Origin of the sequence: Methylibium sp. (assembly GCF_035762065.1) — a bacterium.
Lineage (GTDB): Bacteria > Pseudomonadota > Gammaproteobacteria > Burkholderiales > Burkholderiaceae_C > Methylibium.
In genome coordinates this window covers 141,945-162,052 of record NZ_DASTPW010000043.1, presented here as the reverse complement: position 1 = coordinate 162,052, position 20,108 = coordinate 141,945, and the positions used below count along the sequence as shown (strand labels likewise).

General features: G+C 70.0%; 21 protein-coding genes. 11 read left to right on the top strand and 10 right to left on the bottom strand.

Annotated features, from left to right (window positions below):
- The first annotated feature begins 2 nt into the window (after window positions 1–2).
- The 8 genes from VFR90_RS12205 to dinB all read left to right on the top strand — a co-directional run bounded on the left by VFR90_RS12205 (window position 3) and on the right by dinB (window position 8,796).
- Window positions 3–2,849, top strand: coding sequence for a nitrate reductase (locus tag VFR90_RS12205; RefSeq protein ID WP_524538613.1), 2,847 nt, complete (start codon window positions 3–5; stop codon window positions 2,847–2,849).
- A gap of 64 nt (window positions 2,850–2,913) precedes the next feature.
- Window positions 2,914–3,879, top strand: a complete 966-nt coding sequence (ybiB, locus tag VFR90_RS12200; protein WP_326406409.1) for a DNA-binding protein YbiB — start codon at window positions 2,914–2,916, stop codon at window positions 3,877–3,879.
- Between the two features lie 78 nt (window positions 3,880–3,957).
- Window positions 3,958–5,121, top strand: a complete 1,164-nt coding sequence (locus tag VFR90_RS12195; RefSeq protein ID WP_326406408.1) for a sterol desaturase family protein — start codon at window positions 3,958–3,960, stop codon at window positions 5,119–5,121.
- A gap of 5 nt (window positions 5,122–5,126) precedes the next feature.
- Window positions 5,127–6,329 (top strand): BaiN/RdsA family NAD(P)/FAD-dependent oxidoreductase, encoded by a 1,203-nt coding sequence (locus VFR90_RS12190; RefSeq protein WP_326406407.1) that lies wholly within the window; start codon window positions 5,127–5,129, stop codon window positions 6,327–6,329.
- A 105-nt stretch (window positions 6,330–6,434) separates the two neighbouring features.
- The gene (gene rpsU, locus VFR90_RS12185; RefSeq protein ID WP_295637821.1) at window positions 6,435–6,647 is read left to right on the top strand and encodes a 30S ribosomal protein S21; all 213 of its coding nucleotides are present in this window, start codon (window positions 6,435–6,437) and stop codon (window positions 6,645–6,647) included.
- Window positions 6,648–6,731: 84 nt separating this feature from the next.
- Window positions 6,732–7,193, top strand: coding sequence for a GatB/YqeY domain-containing protein (locus tag VFR90_RS12180; RefSeq protein WP_326406406.1), 462 nt, complete (start codon window positions 6,732–6,734; stop codon window positions 7,191–7,193).
- Between the two features lie 34 nt (window positions 7,194–7,227).
- Window positions 7,228–7,575 carry a protein tyrosine phosphatase family protein gene (locus VFR90_RS12175; protein WP_326406405.1) on the top strand — a complete coding sequence of 116 codons (348 nt, stop codon included), beginning with the start codon at window positions 7,228–7,230 and terminating at the stop codon, window positions 7,573–7,575.
- Between the two features lie 33 nt (window positions 7,576–7,608).
- Window positions 7,609–8,796: a DNA polymerase IV gene (gene dinB / locus VFR90_RS12170; protein ID WP_326406404.1), complete on the top strand. Its 1,188-nt coding sequence runs from the start codon at window positions 7,609–7,611 to the stop codon at window positions 8,794–8,796.
- A 24-nt stretch (window positions 8,797–8,820) separates the two neighbouring features.
- Here the strand turns inward: dinB and ypfJ are convergent, their stop codons facing one another.
- The 4 genes from ypfJ to VFR90_RS12150 all read right to left on the bottom strand — a co-directional run bounded on the left by ypfJ (window position 8,821) and on the right by VFR90_RS12150 (window position 11,634).
- Complete coding sequence (gene ypfJ / locus VFR90_RS12165) at window positions 8,821–9,699, bottom strand: KPN_02809 family neutral zinc metallopeptidase (protein WP_326406403.1); 879 nt, start codon at window positions 9,697–9,699, stop codon at window positions 8,821–8,823.
- A gap of 73 nt (window positions 9,700–9,772) precedes the next feature.
- Window positions 9,773–10,126, bottom strand: a complete 354-nt coding sequence (locus VFR90_RS12160) for a hypothetical protein (RefSeq protein ID WP_326406402.1) — start codon at window positions 10,124–10,126, stop codon at window positions 9,773–9,775.
- Between the two features lie 201 nt (window positions 10,127–10,327).
- Window positions 10,328–10,897, bottom strand: coding sequence for a dCTP deaminase (gene dcd, locus VFR90_RS12155; protein WP_326406401.1), 570 nt, complete (start codon window positions 10,895–10,897; stop codon window positions 10,328–10,330).
- Window positions 10,894–11,634: a Crp/Fnr family transcriptional regulator gene (locus VFR90_RS12150; protein WP_326406400.1), complete on the bottom strand. Its 741-nt coding sequence runs from the start codon at window positions 11,632–11,634 to the stop codon at window positions 10,894–10,896. Before VFR90_RS12150 ends, dcd begins: the two co-directional genes overlap by 4 nt.
- A gap of 124 nt (window positions 11,635–11,758) precedes the next feature.
- Between VFR90_RS12150 and VFR90_RS12145 the strand changes: the two genes are divergently transcribed.
- From VFR90_RS12145 to VFR90_RS12135, 3 genes are all read left to right on the top strand, one after another.
- Window positions 11,759–12,469 carry a glutathione S-transferase N-terminal domain-containing protein gene (locus tag VFR90_RS12145; protein WP_326406399.1) on the top strand — a complete coding sequence of 237 codons (711 nt, stop codon included), beginning with the start codon at window positions 11,759–11,761 and terminating at the stop codon, window positions 12,467–12,469.
- Between the two features lie 110 nt (window positions 12,470–12,579).
- Entirely contained in the window at window positions 12,580–13,110 is a 531-nt protein-coding gene (locus VFR90_RS12140) for an Mpo1 family 2-hydroxy fatty acid dioxygenase (RefSeq protein WP_326406398.1), read from the top strand.
- Window positions 13,111–13,193: 83 nt separating this feature from the next.
- Window positions 13,194–13,712, top strand: coding sequence for a bile acid:sodium symporter family protein (locus VFR90_RS12135; protein ID WP_326406397.1), 519 nt, complete (start codon window positions 13,194–13,196; stop codon window positions 13,710–13,712).
- Here the strand turns inward: VFR90_RS12135 and VFR90_RS12130 are convergent.
- The 6 genes from VFR90_RS12130 to VFR90_RS12105 all read right to left on the bottom strand — a co-directional run bounded on the left by VFR90_RS12130 (window position 13,676) and on the right by VFR90_RS12105 (window position 20,098).
- Window positions 13,676–14,569 carry a formate dehydrogenase accessory sulfurtransferase FdhD gene (locus tag VFR90_RS12130; protein WP_326406396.1) on the bottom strand — a complete coding sequence of 298 codons (894 nt, stop codon included), beginning with the start codon at window positions 14,567–14,569 and terminating at the stop codon, window positions 13,676–13,678. The two genes, VFR90_RS12135 and VFR90_RS12130, sit on opposite strands and share 37 nt — an antisense overlap.
- A 90-nt stretch (window positions 14,570–14,659) precedes the next feature.
- Window positions 14,660–15,064 carry a hypothetical protein gene (locus VFR90_RS12125; protein ID WP_326406395.1) on the bottom strand — a complete coding sequence of 135 codons (405 nt, stop codon included), beginning with the start codon at window positions 15,062–15,064 and terminating at the stop codon, window positions 14,660–14,662.
- A 23-nt stretch (window positions 15,065–15,087) separates the two neighbouring features.
- Window positions 15,088–16,209 (bottom strand): formate dehydrogenase subunit gamma, encoded by a 1,122-nt coding sequence (locus tag VFR90_RS12120; protein WP_326406394.1) that lies wholly within the window; start codon window positions 16,207–16,209, stop codon window positions 15,088–15,090.
- Between the two features lie 31 nt (window positions 16,210–16,240).
- Window positions 16,241–16,465: a hypothetical protein gene (locus tag VFR90_RS12115; protein WP_326406393.1), complete on the bottom strand. Its 225-nt coding sequence runs from the start codon at window positions 16,463–16,465 to the stop codon at window positions 16,241–16,243.
- Window positions 16,462–17,121 (bottom strand): formate dehydrogenase FDH3 subunit beta, encoded by a 660-nt coding sequence (fdh3B, locus tag VFR90_RS12110; RefSeq protein ID WP_326406392.1) that lies wholly within the window; start codon window positions 17,119–17,121, stop codon window positions 16,462–16,464. Before fdh3B ends, VFR90_RS12115 begins: the two co-directional genes overlap by 4 nt.
- Before the next feature lie 13 nt (window positions 17,122–17,134).
- Window positions 17,135–20,098: a formate dehydrogenase subunit alpha gene (locus tag VFR90_RS12105; RefSeq protein ID WP_326406391.1), complete on the bottom strand. Its 2,964-nt coding sequence runs from the start codon at window positions 20,096–20,098 to the stop codon at window positions 17,135–17,137.
- Between the last annotated feature and the right edge of the window lie 10 nt (window positions 20,099–20,108).

The window sequence follows — 20,108 nt, the reverse complement described above, 5'->3', positions numbered from 1 at the left end:
CGCTGCGCGAGACCCGCTCCACCTGCCCCTACTGCGGCGTCGGCTGCGGCGTCATCATCGAATCGCAGGGCGCGCAGATCACGAACGTGCGCGGCGACCCGGAGCACCCGGCAAACTTCGGCCGGCTCTGCACGAAGGGCAGCACGCTGCACCTCACCGCGACCCGCGCGGTGACGCTGCAGACGCGCCTGCTGCGCCCGCTGCGGCGCGCGCACAAGCACGGCGAGCTGCAAGCGATCACCTGGGATGCGGCGCTCGACGAGGCCGCCGCGCGCTTCGCGGCGACGATCGAGGCGCACGGACCCGACGCGGTCGGCTTCTACCTCTCGGGCCAGCTGCTGACCGAGGACTACTACGTCTTCAACAAGATCGCCAAGGGCCTCGTCGGCACCAACAACGTCGACACCAACTCGCGTCTGTGCATGAGCAGCGCGGTGGCCGGCTACAAGGCCACGCTCGGCGCCGATGCGCCGCCGGCCTGCTACGACGACCTGAACCACGCGAACACCGTCTTCATCACCGGCAGCAACGCGGCCTGGGCGCACCCGATCCTGTTCCGCCGGCTCGAGGACGCGCGCGCGGCCAACCCGGCGCTGAAGCTCATCGTCGCGGATCCGCGCCGCACCGAGACCGCGGCGGTCGCCGATCTCCACCTGCAGCTGCTGCCCGGCACCGACGTCGCGCTCTGCCACGGCCTGCTGCACCTGCTGCTGTGGGAGGGCCTCACCGACGCCGCATTCATCGCCGCGCACACCAGCGGCTTCGAGGCGCTGCGCGACCGGGTGCGCGAGTACACGCCGAAGCATGTCGCGCAGCTGTGCGGGCTGAAGGAAGCCGACATCGTGCAGGCGGCGCGCTGGTTCGGCCAGCACACGCCGACGCTCTCGCTCTACTGTCAGGGCCTGAACCAGAGCGCCGCCGGCACCGACAAGAACGCCGCGCTGATCAACCTGCATCTGGCCACCGGACAGATCGGCAAGCGTGGCGCGGGGCCGTTCTCGCTGACCGGCCAGCCCAACGCGATGGGCGGGCGCGAAGTCGGCGGCCTGGCCAACCTGCTGAGCGCGCATCGCGATCTCGCCAACCCGCAGCACCGCGCCGAGGTCGCTGCGCTGTGGGGCCTGCCCGACGTGCCGGCGACACCGGGCAAGAGCGCGGTCGAGATGTTCGAGGCCGCGGCCGACGGCGCGATCAAGGCGCTGTGGATCAGCTGCACCAACCCGGCGCAGTCGATGCCCGACCAGGCCGCGGTGCGCCGCGCGCTCGAACGCTGCGACTTCGTCGTGCTGCAGGAGGCCTTCGCCACCACCGCGACCGCGCGCTACGCCGACCTGCTGCTGCCCGCCACCACCTGGGGCGAGAAGGACGGCACCGTCACCAACAGCGAGCGCCGCATCAGCCGCGTGCGGCCGGCGGTCACCGCGCCCGGCGAGGCGCGGCACGACTGGGCCGCGGCGGTCGCCTTCGCGCAGCGGCTCGAAGCGCGGCTCGCGCAGCAGCCGAAGGCCGCCGCGCGCCTGCCGCTGGCGCGCACCGGCCGCACGCTGTTCGCCTACGCGACCCCCGAGGCGGTGTGGAACGAGCACCGCGAGAGCACCCGCGGCCGCGACCTCGACATCACCGGCCTGAGCTACCCGAAGCTCGACGCCGCCCCGCAGTGCTGGCCCTGCCCGGAAGGTGCCAGCGGCGGCCGCGAGCGCCTGTACGAGGACGGGATCTTCCCGACGCCCGACGGCCGCGCGCGCTTCGCCGACATGGCGTACCGCGGCGTCGCCGAGCCGCGCGACGCGCGCTTTCCCTTCGCGCTCAACACCGGCCGGCTGCGCGACCACTGGCACGGCATGAGCCGCACCGGCACGCTGGGCCGGCTGTTCGGCCACGTCGCCGAGCCCGCGATCGAGCTGCATCCGCAGGAACTCGCGCGCCGCGGCTGGCGCGACGGCGACCTGGTCCACGTCACCTCGCGCCGCGGCTCGCTGCTGCTGCCGGTGCAAGGCAGCGAGAGCGTCGCGCCGGCGCAGGCCTTCGTCGCGATGCACTGGGGCGAGGAGTTCGTCGGCGGCCGGGCCTCGGGCGGGTCGCCGAAGGAGCGCGACGCGGCCGCCGGCCGCGTGCTGGCGGGCGTCAACGCGGTGACGACCGGCGCGTACTGCCCGCAGTCGAAGCAGCCCGAGCTCAAGCACGCGGCGGTCAAGCTCCTGAAGGCCGAGCTCCCCTGGCAGCTGCTCGCCGCCGCCTGGCTGCCCGAGGACCAGGCGCTGCTCGCGCTGCAGCGGCTGCGTGGACTGCTGCCGGCCTTCGACTACGCCCACTGCGTGCCCTTCGGCCGGGAGCCGCATGCACGCGGCGTGGTCGGCGTGCTGCTGCGCGCGGCGGCGCCGCAGGCGCCGGGCGACGAACGGCTCGCGGAGATCGAGGCGCTGTTCGGCCTCGCCGGCGCGAAGCTGCTGCGCTACAGCGACCCCCGGCACGGCCAGCGGCGCACGATGAAGCTGACGCGCAACGAAGCGCACGCGACGAGGCTCGACGCCTTCCTGCTCGCCGGCGACCTTCGCGCCGCCGGCTGGATCCGCGCACTGCTGCAGGATGAACTGCCCGCCGACGCCTACGGCCGCCTGCTGTTGTCGCCCGCGGCCACGCCGCCGGCGGCGCTGGCGGCCCGCGGTACGCAGGTCTGCGCCTGCTTCGACGTGAGCGAGCCGAGGATCGTCGATTGCCTCGCGGCAACGACGGGCAGCGAAGGCGAACGGCTCGCGCAGCTGCAAGGCCGGCTGAAGTGCGGCACGAACTGCGGCTCGTGCATCCCGGCACTGCACGGCCTGGTGCGCGCATCGATGGCCGCGGCCTGATCGTCGCGTCGCCATCGCTGACAAACCCGCTGGCGGCTGGCCCGCCTCTTGCGCAGACTGCGGCATGGGCATCGCCAAGTACTTGAAGGAAATCGGCCGCGGCAAGGAAGGCGCGCGCAACCTCGACGAGGCGCAGGCGCGCGATCTCTTCGAACAGGCGCTCGACGGCAAGCTCACGCAGGCCGAGCTCGGAGCCTTCGCGATCGGCATGCGGATCAAGGGCGAGAGCCTCGAGGAGCTGGCCGGCTTCACCGCGGTGGCGATCGAGCGCAGCCTCGCGCTCGACCCGCGCATCACGCCGATCCTGCTGCCTTCGTACAACGGCGCGCGCAAGCTGCCGAACCTGAGCGCGCTGCTGGCGCTGCTGCTTGCGCAGCAGGGCCTGCCGGTGCTGGTGCACGGGCCGACCAGCGACCCGACCCGGGTGACGACGCACGAGCTCTTCAGCGTGCTGGGCCTGCCGGTCACGCGCGAGGCCGACGGCGTGCACGACGCCTGGGCGCGCCACGAGCCGGTGTTCGTGCCGACCGAAGCGATGTGCCCGGCGCTGGCCCCGCTGCTCGCGCTGCGGTGGGAGCTGGGCCTGCGCAACCCGGCGCACACGGTGGCGAAGCTGCTTGTGCCCCGGTCGTCGGAAGGTGGGCGGCATGCGCTGCGCGTCGTCAACTACACGCACCCCGAGTACGCGGCTTCGCACGCGCACTTCCTCGCGCACACCAAGGCGAACGCGCTGCTGATGCGCGGCACCGAGGGCGAGCCGGTGGCCGATGCGCGCCGGCTTCCGAGGCTGGACGCCTACGTCGATGGCGTGCTGCGGCCGGAGCTCGGCCGCGCACCCGCCGAGGGCGTGCTGACCGAGCTGCCGCTGCTGCCGCGCACCTTCGACGCCCCGACCACCGCGCTGGCGATCCAGGCGATGGTCAGCGGCGAAAAGCCGGTGCCGGCGCCGATCGCGGAGCAGGTGGAGGTGTTGAAGCGCATGCATGCGGTGGTCGAGGCCGCGCGGCGGCCGCGGGGCAAGCTGGCCTGAGGCGCCGGCGAAGCCGGCGTTGGCGGCGCGATCGGTGCCGCGGAGAATCGCGCACCCCCGACTCGCACGCACGCCACCATGCCGCTGCCGATCCTCGAACCGCTGAGCCGCCTGAGCGCGTCGCACGGCGAACTGAAGCCGGGCCGCGGGCTCGCCTCGGGCGTCGTCGCGTTCACGCTCTCGATCCTCTGCTTCCTGGGCGTGCTCGCCTTCCACTTCCCCGAGTACCTGACGACGCCGCAACTGCGCAAGAGCTACGACGTCGCGGTGATGCGGCAGCTGCTGTACTGGTCGCTCGTCGTCGCGGGGGGCATCGCGCTGTTCAACCTGCTGTTCACGCGGCTGCGCTGGTTGTCTGCGGCGACCTTCGCGCTGATCGGGCTGGCGCTGCTGCTCGGCGGGCACGCGGTGGACGTCGATCCGAACTTCCCCGAAGGCACGCCCTACATCGGCCTGGACTGGTTCATCCTCGACCTGCTCGGCTCGGCGCTGGTCTTCGTCTTCATCGAGAAGCTGTTCGCGCTGCGCCGCGACCAGCCGGTGTTCCGCCCCGAATGGCAGTGCGACTTCCATCACTTCATCGTCAACCACATGCTGGTGGGCTTCGTGCTCCTGGCGGTGAACCTGCTGGTGCACAAGTTGTTCGGCTGGGCCGCGAACGACGGCATCCGCGGCTGGGTGCAAGGGCTGAACTTCTGGGTGGCGCTGTTCCTGATCGTGCTGGTCGCCGACCTGGTGCAGTACGCGACGCACCGGGCCTACCACGAGGTGCCGCTGCTGTGGCGCCTGCACGCGGTGCATCACAGCGCGAAGCACATGGACTGGATGGCGGGATCGCGCCAGCACATCGTCGAGCTGATCATCACGCGCACGCTGGTGCTCGCACCGATTTACGTGCTGGGCTTCAGCAAGGAGGTGATCGACGCCTACATCGTGATCGTCGGCTTCCAGGCGGTGTTCAACCACGCGAACGTCAGCGTGCGGCTCGGGCCGCTGCGCTACCTGATCGTGACGCCCAACTTCCACCACTGGCACCACTCGCAGGACCAGGAGGCGCTGGACCGCAACTACGCGGCGCACTTCGCCTTCATCGACCACCTGTTCGGCACCGCGGTGCAGTCCGACCGCCAATGGCCCGAGCGGTACGGCGTGCTCGGCGACTACGTGCCCAACGGCTTCTTCAAGCAGCTGCTGTTTCCCTTCACCTGGAAGGACGGGCCGCCGCCGGCCGATCCGGCCTGAAGCGCGTGCAGCGCTTCGACGCGATCGTCCTCGGGGCCGGTGCCGCCGGACTCTTTTGCGCCGGCGTCGCGGGCCAGCGCGGCTTGCGCGTGCTGCTGATCGACCACGCCGAGAAGCTGGCCGAGAAGATCCGCATCTCCGGCGGCGGCCGCTGCAATTTCACGAACCGCGAGGTCGGGCCGGCGAACTTCCTGTCCGACAACCCCGACTTCTGCCGCTCGGCGCTGGCGCGCTACACGCCGCACGACTTCATCGCGCTGATGCGACGGCACCGCATCGCCTGGCACGAGAAGCACAAGGGCCAGCTGTTCTGCGACGAAAGCGCCGAGGACGTGATCGCGATGCTCGTTCGCGAATGCGAGGCGGGCGGGGTGCAGCGATGGCAGCCGTGCCGCGTCGCGGCGGTGCGCCAGGCGACGGGCGGCGGCTTCGAGCTCGACACCGACCGCGGCGCGGTGGGCGCAGCGAGGCTGGTCGTCGCGACCGGGGGGCTCTCGATCCCCAAGATCGGCGCCAGCGATTTCGGCCACCGGCTCGCCCGGCAGTTCGGGCACCGCGTGGTCGAGCCGCGGCCGGCGCTGGTGCCGCTGACTTTCGAGCCTGCCGCCTGGGCCGGCTTCGTGCCGCTGGCGGGCGTCGCGCTGCCGGCGCGGGTCGCGGCCGGTGCGGCGCGCTCGGCGGTGCGCTTCGACGAGGACCTGCTGTTCACCCATCGCGGCCTGAGCGGCCCGGCGATGCTGCAGATCTCGAGCTACTGGCGGCCCGGCGAACCGGTCGAGATCGACCTCATGCCGGGCGGCGATCTGCGCGCCTGCCTGCGCGAAGCGAAGCAGGTCTCGAAGCGGCGGCTCGTCAACGAATTGGCCCAGCACCTGCCCGCACGGCTGGCCGAGGCGTGGTGCGCCGCCAACGAGCTCGGCACGCGGCCGGTGGCCGAGCTGAAGGACCGCGAGCTGGACGCGCTGGCCGCCGGCCTGCATCGATGGACGGTGCGACCGAGCGGCTCCGAAGGCTGGCGCAAGGCCGAAGTCACCGCGGGCGGCGTCGACACGCGCGAGCTCGGCTCGCAGGATTTCCAGAGCCGGCGCGTGCCCGGCCTGCATTTCATCGGCGAGGTGCTCGACGTGTGCGGCTGGCTCGGCGGCTACAACTTCCAGTGGGCCTGGGCCAGCGCCCACGCCTGCGCGACAGGCCTGTCGCCGGGGTGACTCGTCCCGCCCGGACGTGATGCCGGCCGCACCGCGCCCGCTGTGCCTCGCGGGAGCCGGTGGCTATACTCCGCCCTTCGCGAAAAACCGAGGAACCCCCGCGACATGACCACCATCCGCGTCAAAGAGAACGAGCCTTTCGACGTCGCGCTGCGCCGCTTCAAGCGCACGATCGAGAAGATCGGCCTGCTGACGGACCTGCGTGCCCGCGAGTTCTACGAAAAGCCCACCGCCGAGCGCAAGCGCAAGAAGGCGGCCGCTGTGAAGCGCCACTTCAAGCGCGTTCGCAGCATGCAGCTTCCGAAGAAGCTGTACTGACCCTCGAGTTCGTTTTCGGTTTTTCGCCCCGCTTCATCGGCACAGCCCGCCCCGCGCGGGCTGTGTCGTTTCTGGACCCACGCCATGAGCCTCAAGCAACGCATCACCGACGACATGAAGGACGCCATGCGCGCCAAGGACGCCGAGCGCCTGGGCACGATCCGGCTGCTGCTGGCGGCGATCAAGCAGAAGGAAGTCGACGAGCGCATCGAGGTGGACGACGCGCAGGCCGTCGCGCTGGTGGACAAGCTGATCAAGCAGCGCAAGGACTCGATCACGCAGTTCGCCGCGGCCAAGCGCGACGACCTGGTCGCGAAGGAGACCGCCGAGTTGAAGGTGCTCGAGGCCTACCTGCCGCAGCGGCTCGGCGAAGCGGAGATCGCGGCCGAGGTCGCGGCGATCGTGGCCGAGCTGGGCGTGGAATTGAAGCGGGAAGTCGGCCCCGGCGACATGGGCAGGGTAATGGGCGCCGTCAAGGCCCGGCTCGCCGGCAAAGCCGACATGGCACTGGTTTCGGTCGCGGTGAAGCAGGTGCTCGCGAAGTAAGCTCGCGGCGCTTTTTTCCTCGACGAGGCCCGCCATGGATCTGCCCGCCACCCGCCTGAACGCCGAGATCGCGACCGCGCCGCAGCTGCGCCCCGAGGCGATGGCCGCAGCCGCAGCCGCCGGCTTTCGCAGCGTGATCAACAACCGGCCCGACTTCGAAGGCGGTGCCGAGCAGCCGACGAACGCCTCGATCGAGGCCGCGGCGCGCGCCGCCGGCCTCGAGTACGCCTTCCTGCCGGTCGCCGGCGGCTTCCAGACGCCCGAGCAGGCCAAGGCGATGGCCGATCTGCTGGAGCGCCTGCCCAAGCCGGTGCTCGCGTTCTGCCGCAGCGGCGCGCGTAGCGGCAAGCTCTACGAGCTGTCGCGCAGCTTCCGCGGCTGATTCGCGCGCGTCACGCGCTGCGCCGAGCCGGCCATGTCCCGGCTCATCGCCCACCTCGACATGGATGCGTTCTACGCATCGGTCGAACTGCTGCGCTACCCGGAGCTGGCCGGCCAGCCGGTGGTGATCGGCGGCGGGCGGCGCCACCAGCCGACGACGAACGCCGACGGCAGCCGCAGCTACTCGACGCTGCGCCAGTACGCGGGCCGCGGCGTCGTGATGACCGCGACCTACCCCGCCCGCGCTTTCGGCCTGAGCTCCGGCATGGGACTGATGAAGGCGGCGGCGCTGGCGCCCGACGCGCTGCTGCTGCCGACCGACTTCGAGGCCTACCGCCATCACTCGCGGCTGTTCAAGGCGGCGGTCGCGGAGGTGGTCGGCACCGAGCCGCCGGTGATCGAGGACCGCGGCATCGACGAGATCTACATCGACCTCACGGCGGCCAGCGGCGGCGAGTGGCGCCGCGCCGAGGCGATTGCCCGCCACATCAAGGCGCGCGTGTTCGAGCGAACGGGCCTCACCTGCTCGATCGGCGTCACGCCGAACAAGCTGCTCAGCAAGCTCGCCTCGGAGCTCGACAAGCCGGACGGCCTGACGCTGCTCGGCTTCGACGACCTGCCCACGCGCATCTGGCCGATGCCGGCGCGGCGCATCAACGGCATCGGGCCGAAGTGCGCGGCGAAGCTCGCGGCGCTGGGCATCCGCACGATCGGCGAGCTTGCCGCGGCCGACCCGGCCTTCCTGCTCGCTCACTTCGGCCGCCGCCAGGGCGCATGGCTGCACGAGGCGGCGCACGGCCGCGACGAGCGCGCGGTCAGCACGCGCAGCGATCCGGTCGGCATGAGCCGCGAAACCACCTTCGATCGCGACCTGCATCCGCGCGGCGACCGCGTGGAGCTGGGCGCGATCTTCACCAAGCTGTGCGAGCAGGTCGCGGGCGACCTGCGGCGCAAGGGCTACGTGGGCAGGTCGATCGGCATCAAGCTGCGCTTCGACGACTTCCGCATCGTCACGCGCGACACGACGCTCGCCGAGCCAACCGACGACGCGGCGACGATCCGCCGTGCCGCCGGCGCCTGCCTGAAGCGCGCGCCGCTCGAACGGCGGCTGCGCCTGCTCGGCGTGCGCGTCGCGTCGCTGCGCCGCGCCGATGTGCTGCCGCCGAAGGTGGCCGAGCCGCCCGCGCCGTACACGCCGAGCCTGTTCGACGCGGCGCCGTGACCGCGCTTCCCGTCGCGCAGCGGCTCAGCCGGCGCCCTCGAAGGTGTTGCAGTCGGCCACCTGCCCCGACTGGAAGCCGCGCTTGAACCACTGCATGCGCTGCGCGCTGCTGCCGTGGGTGAAGCTTTCCGGCACGACCACGCCGCGGCTGCGCTTCTGCAGCGTGTCGTCGCCGATCTTGGCGGCCGCGTTCAGCGCCTCTTCGACGTCGCCCTGATCGAGCCACTGCTTGGCCTGCTGCGACCGGTTGCCCCACACGCCGGCGAAGCAATCGGCCTGCAGTTCAAGCCGCACGCTCATCGCGTTGGCCTGGCGTTCGTTGCCGCTGCGGCGCGCGGCCTCGACTTTCTCGCTGATGCCCAGCAGGTTCTGCACGTGGTGGCCGACCTCGTGCGCGATGACATAGGCCTGGGCGAAATCCCCGGGCGCGCCGAGGCGCTGCTTGAGCGTGTCGAAGAAGTCGAGGTCGATGTAGACCTGCTGGTCGCCGGGGCAGTAGAACGGCCCCATCGCCGACTGCCCGGTGCCGCAGGCGGTGGGTGTCGCGCCGCGGAACAGCACCAGTCGCGGCGGCTGGTACTGCGCCTGGCCCTGGCGGAACACCTGCTCCCAGACCTGCTCGGTGCTGCGCAGCACGACCGAGACGAATTGCGCCTGGGGATCGTTCGCCGGCGGTGCCTGCGCCGGCTCTTGCGAAACCTGCACGCCCGGTCCACCGCCGCCGCCGAGCAGGCTCAGCACCGTCAGCGGATTGACGCCGAAGACGAGGCTCGCGACCAGCGCGATCGCCACCATGCCGAGCCCGATGCCGCGTCCCCCGATCGGCAGGCCGCCGAAGCCGCGGCCACCCTGACCGCGCCGGTCCTCGACGTTGGCGCTGCCCTCTTCGCCTTCCCACTTCATGCGCGTCTCCCCGGCACGACGGTGCCGGACGATGGTACGCGCGGAGATCGAGGCGCCGTCTGCGGCGCGCCCGTCAGTGTTCGAGGCCGTCGCGCGCGTGCAGGCTGCGGAAGAGTTCGAGCGCGATCGCGCGCAGTTCGGGGCTCGCGCTGGTGTGGCCGAGCGCGATGCGCTCGTGCGCGTACAGGCGGTCGAAGATCATCCGCGCGGTCTGGACCGCCCAGCCTTCGGCGGCCATCAGCTCCTTGAAGCGGCCGATCGACCAGAGGTCGGCGCGCGGCAGGGTCGGCGCGGGCATCACCGCGTCGAGCGGGTCGACGCCGAGCATCTCGTCGTCGCGGAAGGCCGCGTCGCAGAACTCGGTCAGCAGTTCGGCCGGCATCGTCGCGCGGTCGTCGTCGTGGGTGGCAGGCGGGCGTCGGCTCATCGGTGGCTCCATCGATCGGCGCACCGAGGGTCGGTGGCACTTCGATGGAGCCAGTGTGGGCGTGCACCCGCGCGGCAAGGACTCGATCAGCCCGGGCAAGACGGCGCAGTTGCACGCTTGCCGGGCGCCGGCCGACGCGGCACGTCAGCCGGCTTCCTACAAGCCGCTCGGGCCTCGGGCCGCGTCACGCCCCGCCGGCAATCAGGTTTTGGGCAACGTGACCCCCCGTTGCCCTTGGTATTTGCCGCCGCGGTCTTTGTAGCTCGTCTCGCAGACCTCGTCGCTTTCGAAGAACAGTACCTGCGCGCAGCCTTCGCCCGCGTAGATCTTCGCGGGCAGCGGCGTCGTGTTGCTGAATTCGAGCGTCACGAAGCCTTCCCACTCGGGCTCGAAGGGCGTGACGTTCACGATGATCCCGCAGCGGGCGTAGGTGCTCTTGCCCAGGCAGATCGTCAGCACGTTGCGCGGGATGCGGAAGTACTCGACGGTGCGTGCCAGCGCGAAGCTGTTGGGCGGGATGATGCAGACGTCGGCCTCGATGTCGACGAAGCTCCTCTCGTCGAAGGCCTTCGGGTCCACCACCGTCGAATAGATGTTGGTGAAGACCTTGAATTCGGGCGCGCAGCGGATGTCGTAGCCGTAGCTGCTGGTGCCGTAGCTCACGATCTTGTGGCCGTCGGAAGCATGGCGCACCTGGCCCGGCTCGAACGGCTCGATCATCCCGTGCTGCTCGGCCATGCGGCGGATCCACTTGTCGCTCTTGATGCTCATCGCACGCCCTCTCCACAAGGGCGCGATTGTGCCGTGGCACCCTGCGCCGGCAGCCCGCCGGCGCTGTGCAAGGCCTCGGGCTGCAGCAGCTCGATCGCGCCGTAGTGCAGCGCGATCACGCCGGCCTTCTCCAGCGCCCGCAAGGCCTTGTTGGCGCTCTGGCGGCTCACGCCCAGCATCAGCGCGAGCTGCTCCTGCGGCAGCCGCACGAGCCGGCGCACCGGCGCTTCGCCGCGTGCGCCGTAGCCGGTGGCGACGAGCCAGAGCCGCTTCGCCAGCCGCTGCTCGAGCGGCAGCACCGCGATGTCCTCGAGCACACCGAAGCTCAGTCGCAGCTTCGCGCAGGCGAGGCGCGCCACATCGCGCCAGCAGGCCGGGTGGCGGTCGAGCCACGCGAGCAGCGCCGGCTGCGGCGCGAGCAGCACCGTCGTCGGCCCGTCGGCCGTGGCCGTGTGCGTGCGCGGCTCGCCGTCGATCAGGGAGATCTCGCCGAACCACTGGTAGGGCTCGAGGTAGCCGAGCAGCTGTTCGCTGCCGTCGGCCTGCAGGCTGCCGATGCGCAACGCGCCGGCCGTCACGCAGCACAGGCCTTCGGCGTCCTCGCCCTTGCGGAACAGCGAGCCGCCGGGCGCCAGGGAGCGCGGCTGCGCCAGGCGCAGCAGCTCGTCGCGCAGCGCGGGATCGCAGCCGGCGAACCAGGCGTCGCTGGCGAGGGCGGCATGCAGGCCGAGCGTCATGCGCCGAGTGTGCCGCCGAGGGCGTGGGCAGGCGTGACCCGCGGCGGCGCTCGAAGGCCCTCGTCGCGCCGGGCCATCGGCGAGCTTCAAGAATGCGCCGTCATCACCGCCTTCGGAGTCGTGCATGGCCGACCTCAGCGCCTTCCCCATCACCCGCAAGTGGCCCGCGAAGCACCCCGAGCGTCTGCAGCTCTATTCGCTCAACACGCCCAACGGCGTGAAGGTGTCGATCTTTCTGGAAGAGACCGGCCTGCCGTACGAGCCGCACCTGGTGCGCTTCGACGCGAACGACCAGACCTCGCCCGAATTCCTTTCGCTGAACCCGAACAACAAGATCCCGGCGATCCTCGATCCGGACGGGCCGGGCGGGCAGCCGCTGGCGCTGTTCGAGTCGGGCGCCATCCTGGTCTACCTGGCGGAAAAGACCGGCCAGCTGCTGCCCGCCGACCCGGCCGGGCGCTACCGGGCGCTGCAGTGGGTGATGTTCCAGATGGGCGGCATCGGGCCGATGTTCGGCCAGCTCGGCTTCTTCCATAAGTTCGCCGGCAAGGATTACGAGGACAAGCGCCCGCGCGACCGCTACGTCGCCGAATCGAAGCGGCTGCTCGGCGTGCTCGACAAACAGCTCGACGGCCGCGCGTGGATCCTCGGCGACGCCTACTCGATCGCCGACATCGCCACCTTCCCTTGGATCAACAACCTGGTCGGCTTCTACGGCGCCGGCGAGCTGGTCGGCATCGACGACTTCCCGAACGTGCGGCGCGTGCTCGGGGCCTTCGTCGCGCGGGCGGCGGTGCAGCGCGGGCTGCAGATCCTCAAGCGGCCCGAGGCCTGAGTCGCCTGCCGGCGAAGGTCCGCGACTGTCGAGGTTTTGACAGTCATCGCCGGCCGTGCGGCCTAGCATCGTCTTCGTTTGAGGCCACCACGCGCCCACCAGGAGACGCGATGCGCAACGCCACCGAGCTGCTCGCCGACTACGCGGCCTACCACCGTGACCGCCGCAACATCGCGACCCATCTGGTCGGCGTGCCGATGATCGTGTTCGCGGTGTGCATCCTGCTGTCGCGGCCGGGCTTCGAGCTCGCCGGGTTCGCGCTGTCGCCGGCATGGCTGGTGCTCGCGGCGAGCGCGCTGTGGTACCTGACGCGCGGCGCGCTGCCGCTCGGCGTGGCGACGACGGCGATCATGGTCGCGATGGTGGTCGCGGCCGGCTCGATCGCGGCGGCCGGCACCGCGACCTGGCTCGGCACCGGCATCGGCCTCTTCGTCGCCGGCTGGGTGATCCAGTTCGTCGGCCACCACTACGAAGGCCGCAAGCCGGCCTTCGTCGACGACCTCACCGGCCTGATGATCGGCCCGATGTTCGTGGTGGCCGAGGTGATGTTCGCGCTCGGCTGGAACCGCCCGCTGCTCGCCGAGGTGGAACGCCGCGCGGGGCCGACGCACCTGCGCGACCTGGGCGCCGCGCGCACCTGATTGCGCTTCACGCCGCACGACGCGCCGCGCGAAGCACCCGGTCCGCCCATGACGCGCCGTGTTCACGGCGCGAGGAGACGAGCATGTCCACCGCCGTGATCACGCAGGCGCTCTTCGTCGCGCTCGCCCTGGTGATGTTCGGGCTCGGCTTGTCGCTGAAGCCGGCCGACTTCGCGCGCCTGCGTCACCACCCGAAGGCCGTCGCGCTGGCGCTCGCGCTGCAGACGCTGCTGCTGCCGCTGGGCTGCTGGGCGCTGATCGCGCTGCTCGGCGTGCGGCCGGTCTACGCGATCGGGCTGATGCTGCTTGCCGCATCGCCGGGTGGCGTGTCGGCCAACCTTTTCGGTCATCTGTTCGGCGGCAACGTGGCGATGAACATCTCGCTGACCGCGATCAACACGCTGCTGTCGATCGTGACGCTGCCGCTGATCGCCAATGCCGCGATCGCGCACTTCGCGGCGAGCGGGCAGGTCGTGCCGCTGCAGTTGCCGGCGGCCGGCTACTCGATCAGCATGTACCTGACGGCCGCGGTCTTCGGCTTGCTCGTGCTGCGCCGCGGGCACGCTCAGGCGGCGGGATCGCGCGCCGCCGGCGCAGGCTGAAGGGCGAGCGCCGGCTCCGCGTCAAAGCGCTCGAAGCCGCAGTAGCACAGGAAACGCTTGTTGATCGCCCGGCCGAACAGCGTGAGGCCGAGCCGTTCGGCCAGCTGCAGCCCCATCTGCGTGATGCCGGAGCGCGAAACGACGACCGGCACGCCCATCTGCGCCGACTTGATCACCATCTCGCTGGTGAGCCGGCCGGTCGTGTAGAAGGCGGGCGTCGTCGCGTCGCGCACGCCGCTCGCGCCGCGCATCGCCATCCAGCCGGCGAGCGTGTCGATCGCGTTGTGGCGGCCGACGTCCTCGACGAAGTGATCGAGCCGCGCACTGCCGCTCGCCAGCGCGAAAAGCGCGCAGCCGTGCACCGAGCCGGCCGACTTGTAGGTGCTCTCCTGCTGGCGCATTGCCTCGAGCAGCGCATAGAGCGCGCGCTGGTCGATGCGCGCCTCGGTGGGGCCCGGCAGCCGGATGGCGTCGAGCTCGTCCATCAACGCACCGAACACCGTCCCCTGGCCGCATCCGGTGGTGACGACGCGCTTGGCGGTCTTGCGCTCGAAGTCCTCGATGCCGCAACGCGTCTTCACCGCAGCGGCGCCGACCTCCCAGTCGATGGTGATTGACTCGATGGCGGCGGCAGCGTCGACCAGCCGCTGGTTCAGCAGGTAGCCGAGCACCAGCAGTTCGGGCTCGGCGCCGAGCGTCATCAGCGTGACCAGCTCGCGCTTGTCGACGAAGACCGTCAGCGCGCGTTCGGCGGGGATCGCGATGCGCTCGCGCCGGCCGTGTTCGTCGAGCACGTCCACCCCCTGCGTCAGCGGTGCGCGGGCGGTGGTGAGGCGGGGCAGCGGCGTCGAGGTCATGGCCGCAGCATCGCAGAACGACGCGGCCCCGGCAGGCGTCCGAAGATGAAGGCCGCCGCGGCGCCCGCCTTCGAACCCGGAGCGCGCCGGCTACTTCTTGGCGCCGCCCTTCTGCTCGGCGTCGGTCAGCTTCGAGTTCGGCGGCGTGGCTGCGGGCTGCGGTGGCGAATGCGCGCCGGCGGCCTCGAGCGGCGGTGTCGGCGCCGGCGCGGCGGCCGGTGCGTAGACGAAGGCGCCGGGGTCGCTGCACGGGGGCGTCGGCTGCGCGGTCTTCGGGTCCTTGCCGGTCGTCTTGAAGTACTGCGCGGCCGTGCGCTCCATCGACTGGCACAGCTTGAACGCGGCGACCTTTTCCGACCACGCGGTCTTGGCCTTGGCTTCGTCGGCCTTGGCCTGGGCTTCCGGCGAAAGCGGCGGCAGCTTCGCCTGCGCCGCAGCGGCCATCAACACGGCGCACGTCGCGGCGGCGAGCGCTTGAAGCTTCAGGTTCGTCATCGGCATGCCTCGAAACGAGGGGTTCAGGCTCGCGCCTGCGTCGCGGCCGGCGGCAGCCCTTCGGCCGGCTTGCTGCGCACCGCGGGGATCTTGCCGGCGGCGATGTCGTCGGCCCAGTACTGGTGGTGTTCGCGGGCCCAGGTCTCGTCGACGTAGCCGGTGCGCATCGCACGGTACGCGCCCTTCATGCCGATCGTGCCCAGGTAGATGTGGCCGAGGAACAGACACATCATCAGCACCGCGGAGACGGCGTGGATCATGTGGGCGATCTGCATGTCGCCACGGGTGTAGGCAAGGCCGGGGATCAGCTTGTCGAGCGTCAGGCCGGAGCTGACGACGAAGAAGCCGAGCACGAACACGCCGGCCCAGAAGACGAACTTCTCGCCCGCGTTGAAGCGGTGCGAAGGCACGTGCTGCGCACGCCCCAGCATCCCGCCGCCCTTGAGCAGCCAGTGCATGTCGCCCTTTTGCGGCCAGTTGTCGCGCAGGAAGGTGAAGAACACGACGACGAGCGACACCGCGAACAGCGGCCCCGCGAAGTTGTGCAGCGTCTTCAGCGCGTAGGTGAGCCCGCCGAACAAGGTGGAGCCGATCACCGGCAGCAGGAAGAACTTGCCGAAGGCGATGACCACGCCGGAGATCGCCAGCGAGACGAAGGTGATCGCGTTGGTCCAGTGCGCGGCGCGCTCGAAGTAGGTGAAGCGTTCGATCCGGCGGCCGCTCGGCGGCGCGTGGGTGTCGACCGCGCCTTTCGCCTTGTAGAACAGCGCGATCGCGAGCACGGTGATCAGCAGCAGCGCACCGCCGTAGGGAAGGATCCAGCGGTTGCGCACCTCGCGCCATGCTTCGCCCGCCGTGGTGAAGCGGGAACCCGGGTACTGCACGAAGGACTGGATCAGCACGCCCTGCTCGGCGCCGGGCAGGCTGCTGCTGCCGGCCTGCTGGCCCGACTCGCGCACGCCGCGCCAGAACGGCGCGTTGTTGTACGGCTGGGTCTTCTGACGCTGCGCGTTGCTCTCGTCCGGGGCCGGCAGCGCCGGGCCGGAGGCCTGCTGCGGCTGCGGAGCGGCCGTCTGCGCCGGCACGGCGGCGTGGGCCGCGAGCATCAGCGCCGCGGCCAGCATGCGTAGGAGCTTGGAGCTCATCGCGAATCCTCGTCGTGATGCGCAGAGCGGCTCAGCGCGTTCGCACGTACTCGTTCTGCGCCTGGGCGCGCGCGCGGATCTGCTGCTCCCAGCTCGCTTCATCGCCCGGCTTCCAGCCCGGCGCGGTGAAGGCCGCTTGGCCGGTGCCGGCATGGGACTGCTGATCGACCTTCTTGCTGCCCGAGGTCTGCGCCTTCTCGGCACAGCCGCCGAGCAGCGCCGCGAAAGCGACGACGACCCAGCCCGATCGCCTCATGACTTGGTCGCTCCCGTCGCGGTCGCCGCGCCCGTCGCCTTCGGCTGCACGCTGATGCCGTTGCCGGCGGTCGGCTTGCCGTAGGCGGTGCCCCAGCCCCAGACCTCGCTGCCCTTGCCGCGCGAAAGCACCCGGGTGCGGAAGATGTCGGCGACCACGTCGCCGTCGCCGCCGAGCAGCGCCTTGGTCGAGCACATCTCGGCGCAGGCGGGAAGCTTGCCTTCGGCGAGGCGGTTGCTGCCGTACTTGTGGAACTCGGCCTCGGAGCCGTGCGCTTCCGGGCCGCCGGCGCAGAAGGTGCACTTGTCCATCTTGCCGCGCAGGCCGAAGCTGCCGTTGGTAGGGAACTGCGGCGCGCCGAAAGGGCAGGCGTAGGAGCAGTAGCCGCAGCCGATGCAGGTGTCCTTGTCGTGCAGCACCACGCCTTCGTCGGTGCGGTAGAAGCAGTCGACCGGGCAGACCGCCATGCACGGCGCGTCGCTGCAATGCATGCAGGCCACCGAGATGCTGCGCTCGCCCGGCACGCCGTCGTTGAGCGTGACGACGCGCCGGCGATTCACGCCCCAGGGCACTTCATGCTCGGCCTTGCAGGCGGTGACGCAGCCGTTGCACTCGATGCAGCGCTCCGCGTCGCAAATGAACTTCATGCGGGCCATGTCGTGTCCTCCTTCAGGCCGCACGCTCGATCTGGCAGACCGTCGTCTTGGTTTCCTGCATCATCGTCACGCTGTCGTAGCCGTAGGTCGTCGCGGTGTTGGTCGCCTCGCCACGGATGATCGGGCCGGCACCTTCCGGGTAGTAGGGCGCGAGATCGACGCCCTGCCACTTGCCCGAGAAGTGGAACGGCAGGAACACCGTCTCGCGATCGACCCGCTCGGTAACCTGCGCCTTCACCTTCAACCGCGCGCCGCTCGGCGTCGAGACCCAGACGTCTTCGCCGTTGCGGATGCCGCGATCGTTCGCCGCCGCCGGATTGATCTCGACGAACATCTCCTGCTGCAACTCGGCCAGGTAGGGATTCGAGCGCGTCTCCTCGCCGCCGCCTTCGTATTCCACGAGCCGGCCGCTGGTCATGATCAGCGGGTACTTCTGGCCGATGTCCTTGTTCTTCTCCTGCAGCGTCTTGTAGAGCACCGGCATGCGCCAGAAGGCCTTCTTGTCTTCGTGCGTCGGGTACTTCGCGACGAGCTCCGGCCGGTTGCTGTAGATCGGCTCGCGGTGCAAAGGAATGGGATCGGGGAAGTTCCAGACCACCGCGCGCGCCTTCGCATTGCCGAAGGGGTGACAGCCGTGGTTCTTCATCACGACGCGCTGGATGCCGCCCGAAAGGTCGGTCTTCCAGTTCTTGCCTTCGGCTTTCTTCTTCTCGTCCTCGGTGAGTTCGTCCCACCAGCCGAGCTTCTTCATCAGGACATGGTCGAACTCCGGGTAGCCGGTCGTGAGATCGGAACCCTTCGAATGCGAGCCGTCCTCGGCGAGCAGGTTGACGCCGTCCTTCTCGACGCCGAAGTTCGCGCGGAAGTTGCCGCCGCCGTCCATGACGTGCTTGGAGGTGTCGTACAGGTTCGGCGAGCCGGGGTGCTTCAGTTCCGGCGTGCCGTAGCACGGCCACGGCAGGCCGAAGTAGTCGCCGTCGAGCTTGTAGCCCGTCTCCTTGTCGATGCCGCCCTTCGCGCGCAGCGTCACCACGTCGAAGACGTTCATGTTGCGCATGTGCGCCTTCAGGCGCTCCGGGCTCTGGCCGGTGTAGCCGATGGTCCAGGTGGCCTTGTTGATCTCGCGCAGGATGTCTTCCGGCACGGGCTCGTCCAGGCCCTTGACCTTCTGCATCTTGTAGTTCTTCACCAGCTCCTTGCCGAAGCCCAGCTTCTCGGCGAGCTGGTACATGATCATGTGGTCGCTTCGGCTTTCCCACAGCGGCTCAATGACCTTCTCGCGCCATTGCAGCGACCGGTTCGACGCGGTGCACGAGCCCGACGTCTCGAACTGCGTGCAGGCCGGCAGCAGATAGACCGCGCGATTCGGATTCAGGTCCTCCGGCTTGCCCGGCATCGCCGCCATCGCGGCGGTCGCCGACGGGAAGGGATCGACGACGACCAGCAGGTCGAGCTTGTCCATCGCCTTCTTCATCTCGAGACCGCGCGTCTGCGAGTTCGGTGCATGGCCCCAATAGAACAGACCGCGCAGATTCGAATCCTGGTCGATCAGCTCGTTCTTCTCGAGCACGCCGTCGATCCAGCGGGAAACGGTCAGGCCCGGCTTGCTCATCATGCCGGGCGCGTACTGTTTCTTGATCCACTCGAAATCGACGCCCCACACCGCCGCGTAGTGCTTGAACGCGCCTTCGGCGACGCCGTAATAGCCGGGCAGTGAATCGGGATTCGGGCCGATGTCGGTCGCGCCCTGCACGTTGTCGTGGCCGCGGAAGATGTTCGCGCCGCCGCCGGCCACGCCGATGTTGCCGAGCGCAAGCTGCAGCAGGCACGACGCCCGCACCATCGCGTTGCCGATCGTGTGCTGCGTCTGGCCCTGGCACCACACCACGGTGCTCGGGCGGTTCTCGGCCATGATCTTCGCGACCTTGAAGCAGGTCGCTTCGTCGACGCCGCAGGCTTCCTGCACCTTCTCGGGCGTCCACTTCGCCATCACTTCGTCGCGGACCTTGTCCATGCCGTAGACGCGATCGGCGATGAACTGCTTGTCTTCCCAGCCGTTCTTGAACACGTGATACATCACGCCGAACAGGAAGGGAATGTCCGATCCCGATCGGATGCGAACGTATTCGTCGGCCTTCGCCGCGGTGCGGGTGAATCGTGGATCGACCACGATCATCTTCGCGCCCGTTTCCTTGGCGTGCAGCATGTGCATCATCGAGACCGGATGCGCTTCGGCTGCATTCGAGCCGATGTACATCGCAGCCTTCGAGTTCTGCATGTCGTTGTACGAGTTGGTCATCGCACCGTAGCCCCACGTATTCGCCACACCGGCGACAGTCGTGGAGTGGCATATTCGTGCCTGGTGGTCGGTGTTGTTACTCCCCCAGAACGTCACCCACTTCCTCAGCAGGTAGCTCTGTTCGTTGTTGTGCTTCGACGAGCCGACGATGAAGATCGAATCGGGCCCGCTCTGTTTCTTCAGCTCGAGCATGCGGGCGCTGATTTCATCGAGCGCCTGATCCCAGCTGATCCGCTGGTACTTGCCGCCGACCAGCTTCATCGGCGTCTTGAGCCGGAACTCGCCGCGGCCGTGTTCGCGCAGCGCAGCGCCCTTCGCGCAATGCGCGCCGAGGTTGATCGGCGAATCGAACACCGGCTCCTGCCGCACCCACACGCCGTTCTCGACGACCGCATCGACCGCGCAGCCCACCGAGCAGTGGCCGCAGACGGTGCGCTTGACCTCGATCTTCGTGCCGGCGCCGCTTGCGGCCGGCTTGTCGGCCGCGTCGGCCTTGCGCACCAGCGTCAGTTGCGACGCGGCGATGCCCGCACCGACACCGAGCCCGGAGCGGCGCAGGAACTTGCGCCGGTCCATCGTGGGGATCGCGCGGGTCAGGCCGCGCGCGAGCGTGTCGACGAGCGTGCCGGGGGACGCCTGCGCGCCTCCGCTGCCCGACGGTCTTCGTGTCAAAAGCATGGCGCTGCTC

Coding starts and splice junctions, on each gene's coding strand:
- dcd (WP_326406401.1), bottom strand. CDS start 10,897: ATGAGCATCAAGAGCGACAAGTGGATCCGCCGCATGGCCGAGCAGCAC.
- VFR90_RS12135 (WP_326406397.1), top strand. CDS start 13,194: ATGTCCACCGCCGTGATCACGCAGGCGCTCTTCGTCGCGCTCGCCCTG.
- ybiB (WP_326406409.1), top strand. CDS start 2,914: ATGGGCATCGCCAAGTACTTGAAGGAAATCGGCCGCGGCAAGGAAGGC.
- VFR90_RS12120 (WP_326406394.1), bottom strand. CDS start 16,209: ATGAGCTCCAAGCTCCTACGCATGCTGGCCGCGGCGCTGATGCTCGCG.
- VFR90_RS12195 (WP_326406408.1), top strand. CDS start 3,958: ATGCCGCTGCCGATCCTCGAACCGCTGAGCCGCCTGAGCGCGTCGCAC.
- VFR90_RS12140 (WP_326406398.1), top strand. CDS start 12,580: ATGCGCAACGCCACCGAGCTGCTCGCCGACTACGCGGCCTACCACCGT.
- VFR90_RS12105 (WP_326406391.1), bottom strand. CDS start 20,098: ATGCTTTTGACACGAAGACCGTCGGGCAGCGGAGGCGCGCAGGCGTCC.
- ypfJ (WP_326406403.1), bottom strand. CDS start 9,699: ATGAAGTGGGAAGGCGAAGAGGGCAGCGCCAACGTCGAGGACCGGCGC.
- VFR90_RS12160 (WP_326406402.1), bottom strand. CDS start 10,126: ATGAGCCGACGCCCGCCTGCCACCCACGACGACGACCGCGCGACGATG.
- VFR90_RS12115 (WP_326406393.1), bottom strand. CDS start 16,465: ATGAGGCGATCGGGCTGGGTCGTCGTCGCTTTCGCGGCGCTGCTCGGC.
- VFR90_RS12175 (WP_326406405.1), top strand. CDS start 7,228: ATGGATCTGCCCGCCACCCGCCTGAACGCCGAGATCGCGACCGCGCCG.
- VFR90_RS12180 (WP_326406406.1), top strand. CDS start 6,732: ATGAGCCTCAAGCAACGCATCACCGACGACATGAAGGACGCCATGCGC.
- VFR90_RS12130 (WP_326406396.1), bottom strand. CDS start 14,569: ATGACCTCGACGCCGCTGCCCCGCCTCACCACCGCCCGCGCACCGCTG.
- dinB (WP_326406404.1), top strand. CDS start 7,609: ATGTCCCGGCTCATCGCCCACCTCGACATGGATGCGTTCTACGCATCG.
- VFR90_RS12150 (WP_326406400.1), bottom strand. CDS start 11,634: ATGACGCTCGGCCTGCATGCCGCCCTCGCCAGCGACGCCTGGTTCGCC.
- VFR90_RS12145 (WP_326406399.1), top strand. CDS start 11,759: ATGGCCGACCTCAGCGCCTTCCCCATCACCCGCAAGTGGCCCGCGAAG.
- VFR90_RS12125 (WP_326406395.1), bottom strand. CDS start 15,064: ATGACGAACCTGAAGCTTCAAGCGCTCGCCGCCGCGACGTGCGCCGTG.
- rpsU (WP_295637821.1), top strand. CDS start 6,435: ATGACCACCATCCGCGTCAAAGAGAACGAGCCTTTCGACGTCGCGCTG.
- fdh3B (WP_326406392.1), bottom strand. CDS start 17,121: ATGGCCCGCATGAAGTTCATTTGCGACGCGGAGCGCTGCATCGAGTGC.